Raw genomic sequence first — 16132 nt, forward strand, 5'->3', positions numbered from 1 at the left:
CCGCTTTTGTCCCAAAACTGCACATTCTGAATTGACAAGCAAGGATCATACCAGTTTTGATCGGGAGGAAACTCCGGTCAGAAAGACCGGGTGAAATAGCGGCTCAGGGTTTTGGTCGACCGGTCGTTCGCAGGGGGAATAACGCGTCGTATGGCTCTGTCGCCCAAGCTAGATTTCCGTCAGTCACAATCGCTGGTGATGACACCCCAGCTGATGCAGTCGATAAAACTGCTGCAGATGACGCATCTTGAGCTTGAGCATTTTCTCGATCTAGAAATTGAAAAGAATCCGCTGCTGGACAGAATAGAGGCAGCGAATGATGATTTCGCAGGCGCTGACGCTGCATCTGACGATGAGCGCTCTTCCGCAAGCAGCGATCTGACGGATGACCGCCAGTCGGATGAGGATGGTCCCTTTGATGAGGGGCAAGCCGACTGGTTCAAGACCGATGCGCCGGACGCCGCTGAAAATCTCTCCACCACTTTTGACAGTTCACTGGAAAACATTTTTCCCGACGATCCGGGCCGTTATGACGAGATCAATCCAGACCTCGCCGCCCAGTGGAAATCGTCGACGCTCGATGCCTATAGCAGCGGTAGCGGCGGCGGGTACGATCTCGATCAGGTGACGGCCAGCCGGATCTCGCTGGCTGACTTTGTGGGTGAGCAGATTGCCCTGACCTTCTCGCAAACCTCCGACCGTTTCATCGCCATGGCTCTGGCCGATGCACTGGATGAGAGCGGCTATCTGCGCGTTGATACTGTTGGGCTGGCGCAAAATCTGGGCGTCGAGACCGTAGAGGTGGAGCGCGTTCTGGCTGTGATGCAAAGCTTTGATCCGCCTGGCATTTTTGCACGCGACCTGCGCGAATGCCTGGCGATCCAGTTGCGCCTGAAGGACCGTTTCGATCCGGCCATGGCAGCGCTGGTCGATAATCTCGACCTCCTGGCGCGGCGCGATTTCGCCACGCTGAAAAAGCTCTGTGGTGTCGATCAGGCCGACATTCTCGACATGCTGTCCGAGATCCGCACGCTGGATCCGAAGCCGGGTGCCTTATTCGAAGTTGCGGTGGCCGACGCCATCGTGCCCGATGCGGTCGTCACGCCCTCGCGTGATGGTGGCTGGGCCATCGAGCTTAATCCGGCGGCCATGCCGAGGCTGATCGTCAACAATGAATATTATGCCGAGGTAAGCGCTTCGGTGAAGGCTGAGGAAAAGACATTTCTGGCCGATTGCATGCAGACGGCGAGCTGGCTGGTGCGCAGCCTCGATCAGCGCGCGCGAACGATTTTAAAGGTGACGCAGGAAATCGTGCGCCAGCAGGACGGCTTTCTGCGCCATGGCGTCACCCACCTGAAGCCCTTGAACCTGCGCATGGTGGCCGATGCGGTGGGCATGCATGAATCCACCATCAGCCGCGTGACCGCCAACAAGTTCATGGAAACGCCACGCGGCGTGTTTGAACTGCGCTATTTCTTCACCGCTTCAATCGCCTCGTCGGAGGGCGGTGACGCCCATTCTTCCGAAAGTGTTCGGCATCGTATTCGCCAGATGATCGAGGCTGAAAAGCCAGATGATGTCCTGTCTGACGATGCAATTGTTGATGCATTGAAGAAAGACGGTGTGGATATTGCGCGAAGAACTGTCGCAAAATATCGGGAATCGATGAATATTGCTTCATCGGTTCAGCGCAGGCGCGAGAAGAAAGCCAAGCTTTCTGTCTCTTGATAAGCGCATCCCGGAACGCGAAGCATTTTCCGGACGAGATGTGTGTCAAAACAACTGTTTAAACCACCGGTTACCCGGTGGTCAGGAATAGACGATTGTACCTCCAGAGCGATTTTTGACCGGTTCAAACCCAAAAGAATGCTCTGAAATTTTGAACTTGAAGCACTGTTCGATCAGAAAAAATCGATCATGATCGGGAGAACCGGCAGCGCTTCGGGTTGGCCAACTGGCAGGAGGACCAATTGACAAGCGACGTTTCAATCAATAGAAGCCCGGCTCGCGCTGCAGCGCTTGCCCGAAAAAGCTGGATTAGTCCGGTTTTGCGGGCTTTTGCGAATGTGGCACAAAATATGCATCGGCTTTTTCTGAAAGAGTTAGCGGATGTCCGAATGCTTAAAGGAAAGGCAGTTTAGCAGAAAGGGCAACGATCACGCGTTTGGGGCGTTGCATAAGACAAGGAATGTTCAAGGTGCCGTTTGACCGGTTTTTGATCGGAAAAGCGTGGATTTTGAAGGTGTTTCAAGGCTCTGACCGGCAAACCGGATCAAGTCTGAAAAACCCGTAGGATGAATGCCATCTTTGATGACGGTTCGCTTTGCGCTTCGCTTGCCTTGTGATTAGACTAAGCCCTGTGGTGTAACGCAAATGAGGTGTGCCAAATGACTCTGCGTGTATCTGGAAAGCATATGGACGTCGGTGAAGCTTTCACAACCCGGATCGTAGATCGGGTGAATGAAACGGTCGGCAAATATTTCGATCATGGCTTTTCCGGGCAGGTAACGGTCTCAAAGTCCGGCTCACGGTTCAGTGCGGATTGTACATTGCACCTCGACAGTGGTGCGACGCTACAAAGCACTGGTGATGCGCAGGATCCGCAGCTGGCTTTTGATGCGGCAGCGGACAAGATTGAAACCCGCCTTCGGCGCTATAAGCGCCGTCTGAAGTCGCGTACGGCTACTCAGCCAAATGCGATCTATGACGACGTGGCATATCGTGTTATGGCACCGCTTCCGGAGGAAGAGGAGGAGCTTCCGGCCGATTATGCGCCTACCATCGTGGCGGAAACGTCTGTCGCCCTGCGCACCATGTCGGTGGCTTCGGCGGTGGTCGAGCTTGATCTGATTGAAAATCCGGTTCTGGTTTTCCGGAACGCGGGCAATGATGAAGTAAACATCGTCTACCGTCGAGCGGACGGCAATATCGGCTGGGTTGACCCATCGACGGTTACCCGCCAGGCCGCGCCTCGCGTCTGACGGCAAACCCGAAGCGCACGTTATGCGTAACCGCTGTGAAGGGCGGACCCATTCGTGGGTAGTTGCGTGCGCTTCCTAAAACCGGGCCGCAAACGGCCTGATTGAAGAAGGAACGGAGAGAATGGATCTTAGTGATCTGATTCAGCCGGGGGCGATTATCCCCGCGCTGAAAGCCAGCTCCAAAAAACAGCTTTTGCAGATTTTGTCTGAAAAGGCTGCGGAACTGACCGGTCTCCCTGAGCGTGAAGTTTTCGAAACAATTCTCCAGCGTGAACGCCTCGGTTCGACCGGGGTGGGCAGCGGTGTGGCTATTCCACACGGCAAGCTGGCGAATATCGGCAAGATTGCCGGTATCTTCGCGCGCCTTGAAACGCCGGTTGATTTCGAGGCGCTGGACGATCAGCCTGTCGATCTCGTTTTCCTGCTATTGGCTCCGGAAAATGCCGGGGCCGATCATCTGAAAGCCTTGTCGCGCATTGCGCGTATGCTCCGCGATCCGGATATGGTCGCCAAGCTGCGAGGCACCCATGATGCACAGGCGCTCTATTCATTTTTGACAGCCCAGCCGACGTCCAACGCCGCCTGAGACTAAAAGCATAATCCGACCGGCGTGAGATGAAGGTCGATAAGATTATGCTTCCAGTAAAGATTTTAGAGCGCCGGGTCTGATGCAATCGGATTAAACGGCGCTCTAAAGCCCAGATTTGTTTGTACCGGGGCTTTCAAGTATTTCCAGCAGAATACGGTCTATTTTTCGGATGGGCGCGCCTTTAAACAAGGATTTAGGCGCGTCCATTTGACTTCACGCGCTCATGATTGAGCTCGTAAGTATAGCTTCTTGAACTAGTCTTTTAAGAAGTTTTCAGGGGAGCGCCATCGCATATTATCGTGGGACTTATGCTGGCCAGAAAATCTCCTCCCACGTTTTACTCAGATCAAAGTCCTCGATTATTTGAGTAGCGTTGTATTGGCACAAATAACAAGTTTAGAGCGCATCCCAAAAAGTGTGAAACGGCTTTCGGAAATGATGTGCGTTAAAACTAAGAATTAGGGCGCAGATCTGATCCAATCAGATCGAAACGTGCTCTAAAAACGCTCGCTCATTATTAGGATTTCATAATTTAAATATTTATATAGAGATAGTTATGTTACAGAAATATGAAAGGAAGATAGAAATGAATAAGTATGTATATGTATTGGTTTCTTTGATTGCTTCTTATGGAACTATGGTTTCGACTGCTTCTGCGGCGGACAATCGATTGATGTGCTGGAACAAGGCTAAGGAAACTTGCAAGTATAATCCGGAAGGTTCTGGTGCTTATCAGAACTGTTTCAACCGAGAATACAGTAACTGCTTGAAGAACAGCCAAGATTAAATAAATTTCTTTGGCATAATATATGATAGTATAGTTATTATATCAGAATATGAATGATCTCATGTAAGATTACTTTCATATTGCCGCCTATTTTTATCTAGATTACGTGTCGTTCCGCGTAAATATTTTGATTTATGAGAAATAGACCACTTCTTTCATTGTAGAGTCAGATTCTGAATTTGGCGATATTTTAATCTTCACATTAAGATTTCGTACCTATTCGGGGTGCCGATTTTTAGAAAACATAGGTAAATAGATGAAGAAATATGCTTTATTACTAGTGTCTCTTTTTGCTGCTTCCGGTTCTGCTTTGGCGGATACCAAGACCTTTGAAGAATGTGTCAGGAACGAGCAGGCGGCGGCTACCGAGGCTTATAAGCAAGCAGTTCAGGACGGGCATGGAGCCTGGTTTTACGCTTCATATATAAGGCGCTTTAATAACGCCAAGGCGTTTTGCTCGAAGCAGTAAAGACTAGGTCTGGTCTCTGACGCTAACCACGCAATGATAGCGATAGCGGCTCTGCATGGTACCGCCGCTATCGTTGCGCATTCAACGAGGCTGTCATTTTAGTTGAACAGAACCATGCGTAATTCGTGTTCATACGCGTCTGTTAGCGCTTGGATAGGCCCATCAGGGGTGTTCTCCACTCGTTGTTCTTCGACATCAAATCCATTGAGTGAGAGCTGTTTCAAGGTTTGGGCATAATTTGGCGCGACCCGAACGGATTCTCCTTGATCCGTTTCTGCATCCTTTTCGGTTGGAAACTGCCCTTCTGAGCTGTCGCTTTTAGGCGCCTGAATCAAAATGCGGCATGTGTGCGACGAGGGCAATTTTTGGAGCTGGCCCTGAGCGAGTATCCGTTATCCAAAAAAGCCCCTCAATCTATCGATCTCGAGGTGAAGGGCTTCATTTTATCATGCCTTCAAGCTTGAGGAGAGAAGAGAGGGATTATTCGATGATCCAAAAAGTTTGGCTTCTCATTAGCGGTCATACAGCCAGCCGCTGGCTCTGCATTTTCTGGTGAGTACAAACAGAGGCATCGCCTCAGTGTGAGAACCGTTCGCGGGAAAAACCCGCGCAACATATAAACAGTTAATTAAATATGAGGAGTTTTTAAAAGAATAGATATCATAGATATAAAGAAAATATCTAAATTTGTTTTTATAGGGTGAATTCAATGATAAAATTGATAATCGCATCATCTTCTATTCTTTTTGCATTTAATTCAGCGTTGGCCGATGAATCTTCGAGTAAAAAAATAAAATATTGCCTCGAGCGCGCCATGAATATTTGTCATGGGGTTTCCGGAGGTCCTGATGGATATAGGAAATGTTACGATCATTGCTATGAGCGTTGTTATCAGGGATATGATGGCGGAATTCGTCCCAACTAATTTTTGTATTTGGTGATAACTCAACGTTGATAGCGGTTTAAAGTGGCACTTTTAAACCGCTATCGCTGCACATTCGAGAGGGCTGCCATTTTAGTTGAGCAGCACCGTGCGTAATTCGTGTTCGTGCGCGCCTTGCAACGCCGTGGCGCGGACATCGGAGAGCACAATCGGCTCGCCGCTTGCGCCAAAGAGAGCCCAGAGTTCAAGGCCAGGCTCGATTGGTGGGAGGGCAGGGAAGCTGCGTGCAAGGTCGTCGGAGCGGATCTTGCGTACGTAGGCAATTTCACCTTCGCCCAGATGAGCGAATTCATTTTCGGTGAGAACCTGTCTGTTCATGGTCTTAGCCTCCATTTGAGCGGCACACCATTCACGGCTATGCCGCACCAGAGCTTCACGATAATTATCATAGCCTTAATGACTGAACGAAACCTGAACGTTTTTCAGTCTTTCACAGCTATGTTGATTTTCTTGATCAGCCGTTCCGGTTCCGGTCGGTCGAGATCGACAGCGAGAAGACCGTTTTTCAACTCGCAACCCAACACCCGCATGCCATCGGCCAGCACGAACACACGCTGAAACTGACGGGCCGCGATGCCGCGGTGCAGATATTCGCGTTCGGTGTCGTCGGTCTGTCGCCCGCGGATGACAAGCTGGTTGTCTTCCGTCATGACGTCGAGATCTTCGCTGGCAAAACCTGCCACGGCAAGCGTGATGCGCAAGCGCTCGGAGCCTGTTTCACCGCGTAGGCGTTCGATATTATAGGGTGGGTAGCCATCGCCGGATTTGGCAATCCGTTCGAGTGTCTTTTCCATCGTGTCGAATCCGAGCAAGAGAGGGCTCGAAAACGGAGTCATTCTTGTCATTGCATCAGTCCTTGATGAGAAGCGACCGTTATGAAGAGAACCCGTTCGGCGTATCTCTCCGCTAACTGATATGGCTTGTGAAAAGCCCGACTTCAAGGGCCAATGCCGGAATCCCCCTTCGTCATATCGTAAAACGACGATGGGGGAGGGCGATACCCGCCACTGTTGCGGGGCGGGTAGTGTCAAACTTAGCACATACTGAAACGCGCTCTACCGTCGTGCCTCGGCCAAGGCTGCGCGAAAGGCGTTGGCGAAATTTTCGCGGTCGTCGGGGTTCAGAAAACTGCCGATGGCGACGTGCTTGTCGCGGCTTTCAACGCTCATATCCGTAATGCCGATATCCGGCTTTCGCGCCACGCGAAAGCGCGTCCAGAACGGGTTGAACTGATGCGCCGTCATTTTGCCGGAAGGGGCATATTGGCGGATATGCAGGGCTGCGCGCGAAACGGAAATCTCTTCACGCGCCCGGGCGGAGCGGTAATTCCAGCGAAATGCCAGATAGATCAGCAGCACATCGAGGCCGAAAAAGCCGAAGATCGGCCATGCGCCGATGGACCAGAACAAAATTCCGACAAACAACCAGCAGCCGATAAGTGCTGCCATCAGGACGGTGAAGCCCGTGCGCCCCAGCGAGCGATAGGGCGTCAGCAAGGCTTCAAAAATAGGGGTCTCGAACCTGTCCGGTTCCGCGCCGTCTGGATGGTGCATTGAAGTCTGAACCCTTGATCTGAAAGCCGCCTGCGTCAAGCTGCGGGTTGTCTTCCAGGAACAGACCTCAGTATAGAGACAGAATGCAAAAGGCCAAAATCAAATCGCCCGTGACCGTTTCCGTCGCCGCAAGCAGCCCGGCAGCCAGCCCTGCCGTTCGCCGCCCGCGCCGCGTGGCCGGTACGCTTTATACGGCCGACGAGATTCACGAAATCTTCCGCCGCTTCTCCGTGCAGCGCCCGGAACCGAAGGGCGAACTGGAGCATGTGAACGCGTTCACCTTGCTGGTGGCTGTGGTGCTGTCTGCTCAGGCGACCGATGCGGGCGTCAACAAGGCGACGCGCGGTCTGTTTGCGGTTGCCGACACGCCGCAGAAAATGTTGGCGCTGGGCGAGGAAAAGGTCGGCAACTATATTCGCACCATCGGCCTTTGGCGCAACAAGGCGAAGAACGTCATTCTGCTTTCGGAAGCACTGATCCGCGACCATGGCGGTGAGGTGCCGGGCGACCGCGACGCGCTGGTCAAGCTGCCGGGTGTCGGGCGCAAGACGGCCAATGTCGTGCTCAACATGTCGTTCGGCCAGCCGACCATGGCAGTGGACACGCACATCTTGCGTATCGGTAACCGGATCGGTCTGGCGCCGGGCAAGACGCCGGAAGCAGTCGAGGCGATATTGGTGCGGGTCATTCCGGCGGAATATATGCTGCACGCCCATCACTGGCTGATCCTGCATGGGCGCTATACCTGCAAGGCGCGCAAGCCGGAATGCGAGCATTGTGTCATCGCCGATATCTGCAAATCGCCGGAAAAGACCTGCGATGTGCCAGCCGCGCTGATTCCGCTCCCGCCTCAGGCGTAAGTTCTGACAGGCTTGGCAGTCTCGCGCTGCGAAATGGCCTTGTGCAGATGTACCATCAGCGCTGCTGCAAAAAGCGGGGTCAACAGATTGACCAGTGGAATGGCCATGAAACCGGCGATCAGCAGGCCCGCCAGAAAGACCGTCACGCCATAATGGGAGCGCAGCGCCTTGGCTTCCGCTTCGCTGCGATAGCGCATGGCGGCGAATTCGAAAAATTCGCGCCCGAGCAGATAGGCGTTGATGACGAAAAAGGCAATCAGGTTGATCCCCGGCACAAACAGCAGGGCGAGAGCCACAAGATTGCCGAGGATCACCACGCCGAGAAATTTCAGTGAAACGACGATGGAACGTCCAAGCGGTAGGGCGTCGCCTGCCGGGTCGTTCGGATAATCCGTGCGCTCGACCACTTCGGCAACGTCATCAAGAAACAGACCCGCCACAAGCGCCGTGACGGGCGCGATCATCAGCGCCAGAACAAGCGCTAGTCCAAGCCCCGCCGCGATGGCGGCAACAATACCAAGCCAGCCTGCCCATGCAGGCATGCCTGGAAGCAATTGCTCCATCCACGGCCAGGCATAGATAAAAAAGATTTGACGAATACTGACCCAGAGACCGGCCAGCAGCAAAAGCGTCAAACCCAGAGTCTTCCAGAAAACCGAGCGAAACTCCGGCGTCAGCAGACGATTCAGGGCTTTCAAGGCGGCGTCTATGATCATTCTTTTTCCGTTTTGAGCCTGTTTTGGCTGTGGACGAAATGAAAATAGGTACGGCCAACGGGCCGCGCAAGCCGGGCTACCCACATCGCAAGATCGCGGCGGGGTAGCCAAAGAGAGAGCAAAAGGCTAAACCCGCACCCGAATATCTATCCCACCGCATCATGTGCAAGATAGATAGCTGGCGCCAAAGCCTCCTCCTGCCAAGATTAAGGGCGGGCCGGAGAATTGAAAAAAGGGGAGCTTTTCGAGCTCATGGCCACATTCGACGTTCTTTGCATCGGCAATGCCATTGTCGATATTCTCTCGCGTACGGACGACTCATTTCTTGAAACCAACGGTATCGTCAAAGGCGCAATGAACCTGATCGATGCCGATCGTGCAGAATTGCTCTATAGCCGCATTGCAGGTCCGGCGACCGAAATGTCCGGCGGCAGCGCGGGCAATACGGCGGCAGGTGTCGCCAGCCTCGGCGGACGTTCCGCCTATTTCGGCAAGGTGGCAACTGACCATCTCGGACGTGTCTTCGCGCATGACATCCGCGCACAGGGCGTGGCCTTCGATACGCGTCCGCTGGAAAAGGGTTCGCCGACCGCACGCTCGATGATTTTCGTGACGCCGGATGGCGAACGCTCGATGAATACTTTCCTCGGCGCCTGCGTCGAGCTTGGACCGGAAGACGTCGAGACCTCCAAGGTCGCCGATGCCAAGGTCACCTATTTCGAAGGCTATCTGTGGGATCCGCCCCGCGCCAAGGAAGCCATCGTGATGGCTTCGAAGATCGCGCATGAGGCGGGCCATGAAGTGGCCATGACGCTTTCCGATCCGTTCTGTGTGGACCGTTATCGTGAAGAGTTCCTCGACCTGATGCGCAAGCGCACGGTCGATATCGTTTTCGCCAATGAGGACGAAGCCAAGTCGCTCTACCAGACCAAATCGCTCGAAACGGCGATTGCCTCGATGCGTATGGATTGCAAGCTGTCGATCATCACGCGCTCGGAAAAGGGTGCAGTCATTGTGACGCCCGATCAGACGCTGACCGTTCCCGCCATCGAGATCGACGAACTGGTCGACACGACCGGCGCGGGCGATCTTTATGCGGCTGGCTTCCTCTATGGTTATACCAAGGACCGCTCGCTGGAAGATTGCGCACGGCTCGGCTCGCTTGCCGCCGGTCTCATCATCCAGCAGATGGGCCCGCGTCCGCTGCTCAGCCTTCAGGCCGCTGCAAGTCAGGCCGGCCTGATCTAATCTGACTATTCGGACCGAATGATCCGGTCGCGCTGGAGTTCTTCTTCGGTGCGACCGGGGCGACTCTTATAAACCGGCAGGTTCCAGCCGAAATAAAGCGCTCCGCCGCGCACGGTAAAGCTGGTCAGCGCCGCGACCACTGCCGAAAAGAACGGATCGACGCCAAGGCGCGCCAGCCCGACATAGAGGCAGGCTCCGGCCAGCGCCGCCGTGATATAGATTTCCCGCCGCATGATTACCGATGGCTCTCCAGCCACCATATCGCGCAGGATACCGCCGAGTGTGGCTGTAAAAATGCCGGTGACGATGGCCACCGGTGCGCTGACGCCGAGCGCAAGTCCCTTGGCCGCACCCATCACCGTATAGGCCGACATGCCGATGGCATCGAGCCAGAGCAGCACGCGATAGCGTGATTCCACCATATGGGCGGTAAAATAGACCGCGAACGCGGCCAGTGTGCCCGCCAGCAGGTAGATCGGCTCCTGAACCCAGAAAACTGGCGTGCTCAGGATTAGATCGCGCAGCGTTCCGCCGCCGATACCGGTGATATTGGCAAGAAAGATGAAGCCGACAATGTCGAGCTGTCGCCGCGAGGCGGCAAGCGCGCCTGTTGCCGCGAAGACGAAAACACCCGCAAAGTTCAGAAACTGTACGACGGTCACGCGGCTCCCCCCAGCAAGATATGTGACGCGATTTTCTATTGCTCTGCGCGCCTTGGCAATATGCCTGTATGAGCGCAGGTCAGCAGATACAAAAAAGCGGCGGATGGACCGCCGCTCTTTTTGTAATTTCGATGACGCTGCTTATCAGCTGTCGCCTTCCGCGCCACCGGTCTCGGCAGCAGCTTTCGGGCCGCCCTTGGATACGCCGACCATGGCAGGGCGCAGGACGCGGTCGCCAATGGCGTAACCAGCCTGCACAACCTGCACCACGGTGTTGTTCGGCAGATCCGGGTTCGGCACTTCGAACATGGCCTGATGGAAATTCGGGTCGAACTTCTGGCCTTCCGGCTCAAGCTTGGTGACACCGTGACGTTCCAGCGCCTGCAACATGGCGCGTTCGGTCATTTCCACGCCTTCGGCCAGAGACTTCAGGCTGGCGTCGGCTTCCAGCATCTCTGCCGGAATGGTGTCGATGGCGCGGCGCAGATTGTCGGAAACCGACAGCATGTCGCGGGCAAAATTGGTCACCGCATAGGTGCGGGCATCCTGCACGTCGCGCTGGGTGCGCTTGCGCAGGTTTTCCATTTCGGCAGCAACGCGCAGAACCTGATCCTTGAGTTCCTTGTTATCGGCTTCGAGCGCGAGGATCCGGTTTGCGGTTTCATCAGCCGCATTGTCCGCTTCGTCTTCCGCAACTTCGGCGCTGGCTTCCGCCTTGCGCGCTTTCAGGAAATCGGCGGCAGCCCGGTTCAGCGCCTCACGATCCCGAGGATTGTTGATGTCGCGCTGCTCAAGATCGGGGTTCTGGGTTTTGTTTTTTTCGTCAGACATAATGCTTCTTCCGTCTTGAATATCTTCTGGGGCGGATATCGAGTTTCAGGCCATTAAAATCAAGGCTTAATTTCTGGTGACCCGGTAAGATTGACACCTCACCGCAAAAGTCTAGACACGATCTGGGCCGTATAGTCCACCATCGGAACGATACGCGCATAATTGAGACGGGTCGGGCCGATGACGCCGAGCGCCCCGATGACCCGCTGTTCGCTGTCGCGATAGGGCGCGACCACCAGCGACGAGCCGGACAGCGAAAACAGCTTGTTTTCCGAGCCGATGAAAATGCGCACACCCGAACCGGTTTCGGCCAGATCGAGAAGCTGGACCATGCCGTCCTTGGTTTCCAGATCGTCGAAGAGATGGCGCAGACGCTCAATATCTTCCTGCGCGTGAATGTTCTCCAGAAGATTGGCGCGACCACGCACGATCAGCCGCGACGGCTGGTCGGAGCCGGTGCCGCCCCAGACAGCGAGGCCCTGTTCGACAAGTTCCTGCGAAAGCTGGTCAAGCTCCTGACGGGTTTCCTCCATCAGCACCTTCAGTTCGGCCTTGGCTTCGGAAAGCGTGTGGCCGTGAATATGGGCGTTGAGGAAATTCGACGCCTCGACCAGTTGCGATGCGCTGATGCCGACCGGCAGATTGATGACGCGGTTTTCCACATCGCCATTCTGCATCACCAGCACGGCAAGCGCGCGGGTCGGCTCCAGACGCACGAATTCGATATGCTTGAGCGCGCCTTCCGTCTTGGTGGCGAGCACGAGACCGGCGCCACGCGACAGACCAGACAAGACCTGGCTTGCCTCGGTCAGTACGCTTTCCACCGAATTGCTGTTTCCGGCGGCGCGCACCTGCGCCTCGATGGACGAGCGTTCGCCCGGCGCCAGATCGCCGACTTCCATAAAGGCATCGACGAAAAAGCGCAGGCCGATCTGGGTCGGCAGACGACCCGCTGACACATGCGGCGCATAGATGAGCCCCAGATGCTCCAGATCGCTCATCACATTGCGAATGGTGGCAGGCGAGAGCGAATGCGGCAGCAGGCGGGACAAATTGCGTGAACCGACCGGGTCGCCGTCGTTGAGATAGCTCTCGACGACCAGCCGGAAAATTTCGCGCGACCGCTGGTCGAGCGAATTCAGAAGCTGATGTTCAGGCGATTTGATCATGATAGAGCGGCGAACCTGTTGATTGCTTGCCCTAAATATAAGGTTGCGGCGCTAAGCGTCAAAGGCTTTAGCTCCATACTGGCATTCCTCTCAACACTTCTCGACATGTCTTTGGGCTGGCGAAGCGCAAAATTCCTTTCTATTTGCGCCCGGGGAGCCTAAAAAGCCGCACGGAAACTTTGAATCCCCAAGAACTCGATCAAGGAAATTGATATATGCGTCCATCCAAGCGTGCTGCCGACGAAATGCGCGCCGTCTCTTTCGAGCGCGGCATCTCCAAACATGCGGAAGGCTCTTGCCTGGTCAAATTTGGCGACACGCATGTTCTGTGCACGGCAAGCCTTGAGGAAAAGGTGCCGGGCTGGATGCGCAACACCGGCAAGGGCTGGGTTACGGCGGAATACGGCATGCTGCCGCGTTCGACCGGCGACCGCATGCGCCGCGAAGCCGCCACTGGCAAGCAGGGCGGACGCACGCAGGAAATCCAGCGTCTGATCGGACGATCCTTGCGCGCTGTTGTGGACATGCAGGCGCTGGGCGAAGTGCAGATCACGGTGGATTGCGATGTCATTCAGGCCGATGGCGGCACGCGCACCGCAGCCATCACCGGCGGCTGGGTGGCCCTGCATGAATGCCTGCGCTGGATGGAAGCGCGCCAGATGGTGCGGGTCGAGAAGGTGCTGAAGGACCATGTCGCCGCCATTTCCTGCGGCATCTATGAAGGCGCTCCTGTTCTCGATCTGGACTATGCGGAAGATTCCGTCGCCCAGACCGACAGCAACTTCGTCATGACCGGCGCGGGCGGCATTGTTGAAATTCAGGGCACTGCCGAGGGCGCGCCTTTCTCGGAAGAAGAATTCCTGAACCTGATGAAGCTGGCGCGCAGCGGTGTCGATCGTCTTGTGTCGTTGCAGAAAATGGCCGTCGCTTAAGAGCCTCACTCAAAAAAGCGTATTTGCAGCCGCACAGGACGACTTTTGGAACAGGCTCTGCTAGGACAGGGTCTGCTCCATCTGAATGAGGAGACCTGATCCATGCGCGCTGCACGTATTCTTGAAACGGCACTCTATGTCCGCGACGTCGCCGAGGCGGTAGAATTCTATCGCAACACGATGGGGCTGGAACCGGTGGGGCAGCTCAGCGAGCGCAATGCTTTCTTCCGCTGTGGTGAGGGCATTTTGCTGCTCTTCAAGGCGGAAGAAACCTTGAAGCCGCCTTTGCCCGGCCATCTGCCTGTGCCACCACATGGCACGACGGGGCTGGGTCATGTATGTTTTGCTGCAAGCCGCGCGGAGATCGAGGGCTGGCGGAAACATCTGGAAAAGCATGGCGTTGCCATTGAGGCTGATTTCGATTGGCCCAATGGCGCACATTCGATTTATTTCCGCGATCCATCCGGCAATTCGCTGGAGATTGCCGAACCCAAATTATGGAATTGAAAATGAGAACGCTGGAAAAAGGCAAGCTGATCGTCGCCTCGCATAATGCAGGCAAGCTGAAGGAATTCGACGGGCTGATCGGCCCGTTCGGCTTCGATGTCAGCTCTGTTGCAGCACTTGGCTTGCCGGAGCCGGACGAGACCGGCACCACGTTTGAAGAAAACGCTTATATCAAGGCGCTTGCTGCGGCTGAAGCCACCGGCCTGCCCGCATTGTCCGACGATTCCGGCATGATGGTCGATGCGCTGGATGGTGAGCCGGGCGTCTACACGGCCAACTGGGCCGAAACCGAAGACGGCACGCGTGATTTCAACATGGCGATGCGCAAGGTCGAAGATCTTTTGCAGGAAAAGGGCGCCACGACCGCAGACAAGCGCGGCGCGCGTTTCGTCTCCGTCATCTGCCTTGCATGGCCGGACGGCGAAGCGGAATATTTCCGCGGCGAAGTGGAAGGCGTGCTGATCTGGCCGCCGCGCGGCACGACCGGCTTCGGCTATGACCCGGTGTTCCTGCCGGCGGGCCACGAAAAGACCTTTGGCGAAATGACCGCCGATGAGAAGCACGGCTGGAAGCCGGGCGACGATGAGGCCCTGTCGCACCGCGCCCGCGCCTTCAAGCTTTTCGCCGAAAAGGTGCTCAACGTGGAGCCGGCTTCCGCGAAATGAACAAGCTGTTTCCCTCTTCACCGGCGTTAGTGGACGGCGTGAGCACGATTCCCATCGCGCGTGCGAATGGGGAAACTGCGTTCGGCGTTTATGTGCATTGGCCGTTCTGTCTGGCCAAATGCCCTTATTGCGACTTCAACAGCCATGTCCGTCACAAGCCGGTGGATCAGGCGCGGTTTTCCGAAGCGTTCCGGCGCGAGATGGAAACGCTGCGCGAACGCACCGGCCCGCGCACCGTCACCAGTATTTTTCTGGGCGGCGGCACACCATCGCTGATGCAGCCCGAAACGGTGGGCGCTCTGCTCGATAATATTGCGTCGCATTGGTCTGTCGCACCCGACATCGAAGTGACGCTGGAAGCCAACCCGACCAGTGTGGAAGCCGACCGTTTTCGCGGCTATCGCGCGGCAGGCGTCAATCGCGTGTCGCTCGGCATTCAGGCGCTCAACGATCCCGACTTGCGCCGTCTCGGGCGCATGCATTCGGTTGAGGAAGCGAAGGCGGCCATTCGTCTGGCACGCGAGATTTTCCCGCGCCTGTCTTTTGATTTGATCTATGCACGCCCGAACCAGAGCATTGAGGCCTGGCGCGAAGAGCTGAAGGAAGCCATCGGACTGGCTGCCGATCACCTCTCGCTCTATCAGCTGACCATCGAGGAAGGCACACAGTTCTACAATCTCTGGAAGGCTGGAAAGCTGACCACGCCGGAGCCGGATCACGCCGCAGCGCTTTATGAAGAAACGCAAAGGGTGACGGCAGAGCACGGTCTCCCGGCCTATGAGATTTCCAATCATGCGGTGCCGGGGCGCGAGTCGCAGCACAATCTCGTCTACTGGCGTTATGGGCAATATGTCGGCATCGGCCCCGGCGCGCATGGGCGTTTCGTGGAAAACGACGTTCGCACGGTCACGATTACTGAAAAACATCCCGAAACCTGGCTCGACAAGGTTGATCGGCGCGGCCATGGCATTATCGAGGAAGAATATCTCGATGGCGGGCAGGAGGGCGACGAGTTCCTGATGATGGGGCTTCGTCTGCGCGAAGGCATCGATCTGGATCGCTACAAGCGGCTGTCGGGTCATGATGTTGACCAGAAGCGTCTTGCGAAACTGATCACCGAGGGCATGATCGAGCCGATGGGCGGCAGCATCATTCGCGCAACGCCGGACGGTGCGCTGGTGCTGGATGCGCTGGTGGCCGATCTCGCGGCATGAGGGATA

General features: G+C 55.6%; 18 protein-coding genes. 11 read left to right on the forward strand and 7 right to left on the reverse strand.

The window, feature by feature from the left end; all coding sequences use genetic code 11:
• The first annotated feature begins 150 nt into the window (after positions 1-150).
• From rpoN to FHW03_RS02420, 5 genes are all read left to right on the forward strand, one after another.
• Positions 151-1728, forward strand: a complete 1578-nt coding sequence (rpoN, locus tag FHW03_RS02400) for an RNA polymerase factor sigma-54 (protein WP_182519187.1) — start codon at positions 151-153, stop codon at positions 1726-1728.
• A gap of 659 nt (positions 1729-2387) precedes the next feature.
• Positions 2388-2981, forward strand: a complete 594-nt coding sequence (hpf, locus tag FHW03_RS02405; RefSeq protein WP_078339639.1) for a ribosome hibernation-promoting factor, HPF/YfiA family — start codon at positions 2388-2390, stop codon at positions 2979-2981.
• Between the two features lie 121 nt (positions 2982-3102).
• The gene (gene ptsN / locus FHW03_RS02410) at positions 3103-3567 is read left to right on the forward strand and encodes a PTS IIA-like nitrogen regulatory protein PtsN (RefSeq protein WP_182519188.1); all 465 of its coding nucleotides are present in this window, start codon (positions 3103-3105) and stop codon (positions 3565-3567) included.
• 589 nt (positions 3568-4156) lie between these two features.
• Entirely contained in the window at positions 4157-4357 is a 201-nt protein-coding gene (locus tag FHW03_RS02415; RefSeq protein WP_182519189.1) for a hypothetical protein, read from the forward strand.
• A gap of 256 nt (positions 4358-4613) precedes the next feature.
• Positions 4614-4826: a hypothetical protein gene (locus tag FHW03_RS02420; protein ID WP_182519190.1), complete on the forward strand. Its 213-nt coding sequence runs from the start codon at positions 4614-4616 to the stop codon at positions 4824-4826.
• A 1015-nt stretch (positions 4827-5841) separates the two neighbouring features.
• On the opposite strand, the gene FHW03_RS02425 is transcribed toward FHW03_RS02420, so the two are convergent.
• The 3 genes from FHW03_RS02425 to FHW03_RS02435 form a co-directional block, all read right to left on the reverse strand.
• Entirely contained in the window at positions 5842-6087 is a 246-nt protein-coding gene (locus FHW03_RS02425) for a DUF1150 family protein (RefSeq protein WP_078339635.1), read from the reverse strand.
• A gap of 104 nt (positions 6088-6191) precedes the next feature.
• Positions 6192-6614 carry an Hsp20 family protein gene (locus FHW03_RS02430; RefSeq protein WP_182519191.1) on the reverse strand — a complete coding sequence of 141 codons (423 nt, stop codon included), beginning with the start codon at positions 6612-6614 and terminating at the stop codon, positions 6192-6194.
• Positions 6615-6824: 210 nt separating this feature from the next.
• Positions 6825-7322 (reverse strand): DUF2244 domain-containing protein, encoded by a 498-nt coding sequence (locus FHW03_RS02435; protein WP_182519192.1) that lies wholly within the window; start codon positions 7320-7322, stop codon positions 6825-6827.
• An 83-nt stretch (positions 7323-7405) separates the two neighbouring features.
• On the opposite strand from FHW03_RS02435, the gene nth reads away from it, so the two are divergent.
• Positions 7406-8182: an endonuclease III gene (nth, locus tag FHW03_RS02440; RefSeq protein WP_182519193.1), complete on the forward strand. Its 777-nt coding sequence runs from the start codon at positions 7406-7408 to the stop codon at positions 8180-8182.
• Here the strand turns inward: nth and FHW03_RS02445 are convergent.
• Complete coding sequence (locus FHW03_RS02445; RefSeq protein ID WP_182519194.1) at positions 8173-8898, reverse strand: sulfate transporter family protein; 726 nt, start codon at positions 8896-8898, stop codon at positions 8173-8175. The two genes, nth and FHW03_RS02445, sit on opposite strands and share 10 nt — an antisense overlap.
• A 252-nt stretch (positions 8899-9150) precedes the next feature.
• Here FHW03_RS02445 and FHW03_RS02450 point away from each other — a divergent pair, with 252 nt between their 5' ends.
• Positions 9151-10146, forward strand: a complete 996-nt coding sequence (locus FHW03_RS02450; RefSeq protein WP_182519195.1) for an adenosine kinase — start codon at positions 9151-9153, stop codon at positions 10144-10146.
• Between the two features lie 5 nt (positions 10147-10151).
• On the opposite strand, the gene FHW03_RS02455 is transcribed toward FHW03_RS02450, so the two are convergent.
• The 3 genes from FHW03_RS02455 to hrcA form a co-directional block, all read right to left on the reverse strand.
• Entirely contained in the window at positions 10152-10808 is a 657-nt protein-coding gene (locus tag FHW03_RS02455) for a trimeric intracellular cation channel family protein (protein WP_078339629.1), read from the reverse strand.
• A 144-nt stretch (positions 10809-10952) separates the two neighbouring features.
• The gene (grpE, locus tag FHW03_RS02460) at positions 10953-11639 is read right to left on the reverse strand and encodes a nucleotide exchange factor GrpE (protein ID WP_182519196.1); all 687 of its coding nucleotides are present in this window, start codon (positions 11637-11639) and stop codon (positions 10953-10955) included.
• Between the two features lie 98 nt (positions 11640-11737).
• Complete coding sequence (hrcA, locus tag FHW03_RS02465) at positions 11738-12808, reverse strand: heat-inducible transcriptional repressor HrcA (protein WP_182519197.1); 1071 nt, start codon at positions 12806-12808, stop codon at positions 11738-11740.
• A gap of 215 nt (positions 12809-13023) precedes the next feature.
• Here hrcA and rph point away from each other — a divergent pair, with 215 nt between their 5' ends.
• The 4 genes from rph to hemW all read left to right on the forward strand — a co-directional run bounded on the left by rph (position 13024) and on the right by hemW (position 16126).
• The gene (gene rph, locus FHW03_RS02470) at positions 13024-13740 is read left to right on the forward strand and encodes a ribonuclease PH (RefSeq protein ID WP_078339626.1); all 717 of its coding nucleotides are present in this window, start codon (positions 13024-13026) and stop codon (positions 13738-13740) included.
• Between the two features lie 102 nt (positions 13741-13842).
• Positions 13843-14247 (forward strand): VOC family protein, encoded by a 405-nt coding sequence (locus FHW03_RS02475; protein ID WP_182519198.1) that lies wholly within the window; start codon positions 13843-13845, stop codon positions 14245-14247.
• 2 nt (positions 14248-14249) lie between these two features.
• A complete protein-coding gene (rdgB, locus tag FHW03_RS02480; RefSeq protein WP_182519199.1) occupies positions 14250-14912 on the forward strand; it encodes an RdgB/HAM1 family non-canonical purine NTP pyrophosphatase in 663 nt (220 codons plus the stop codon).
• A complete protein-coding gene (gene hemW / locus FHW03_RS02485; protein WP_078339623.1) occupies positions 14909-16126 on the forward strand; it encodes a radical SAM family heme chaperone HemW in 1218 nt (405 codons plus the stop codon). Before rdgB ends, hemW begins: the two co-directional genes overlap by 4 nt.
• Positions 16127-16132: the final 6 nt, after the last annotated feature.

This window comes from Ochrobactrum sp. RH2CCR150 (assembly GCA_014138095.1).
GTDB lineage: Bacteria > Pseudomonadota > Alphaproteobacteria > Rhizobiales > Rhizobiaceae > Brucella > Brucella gambitense.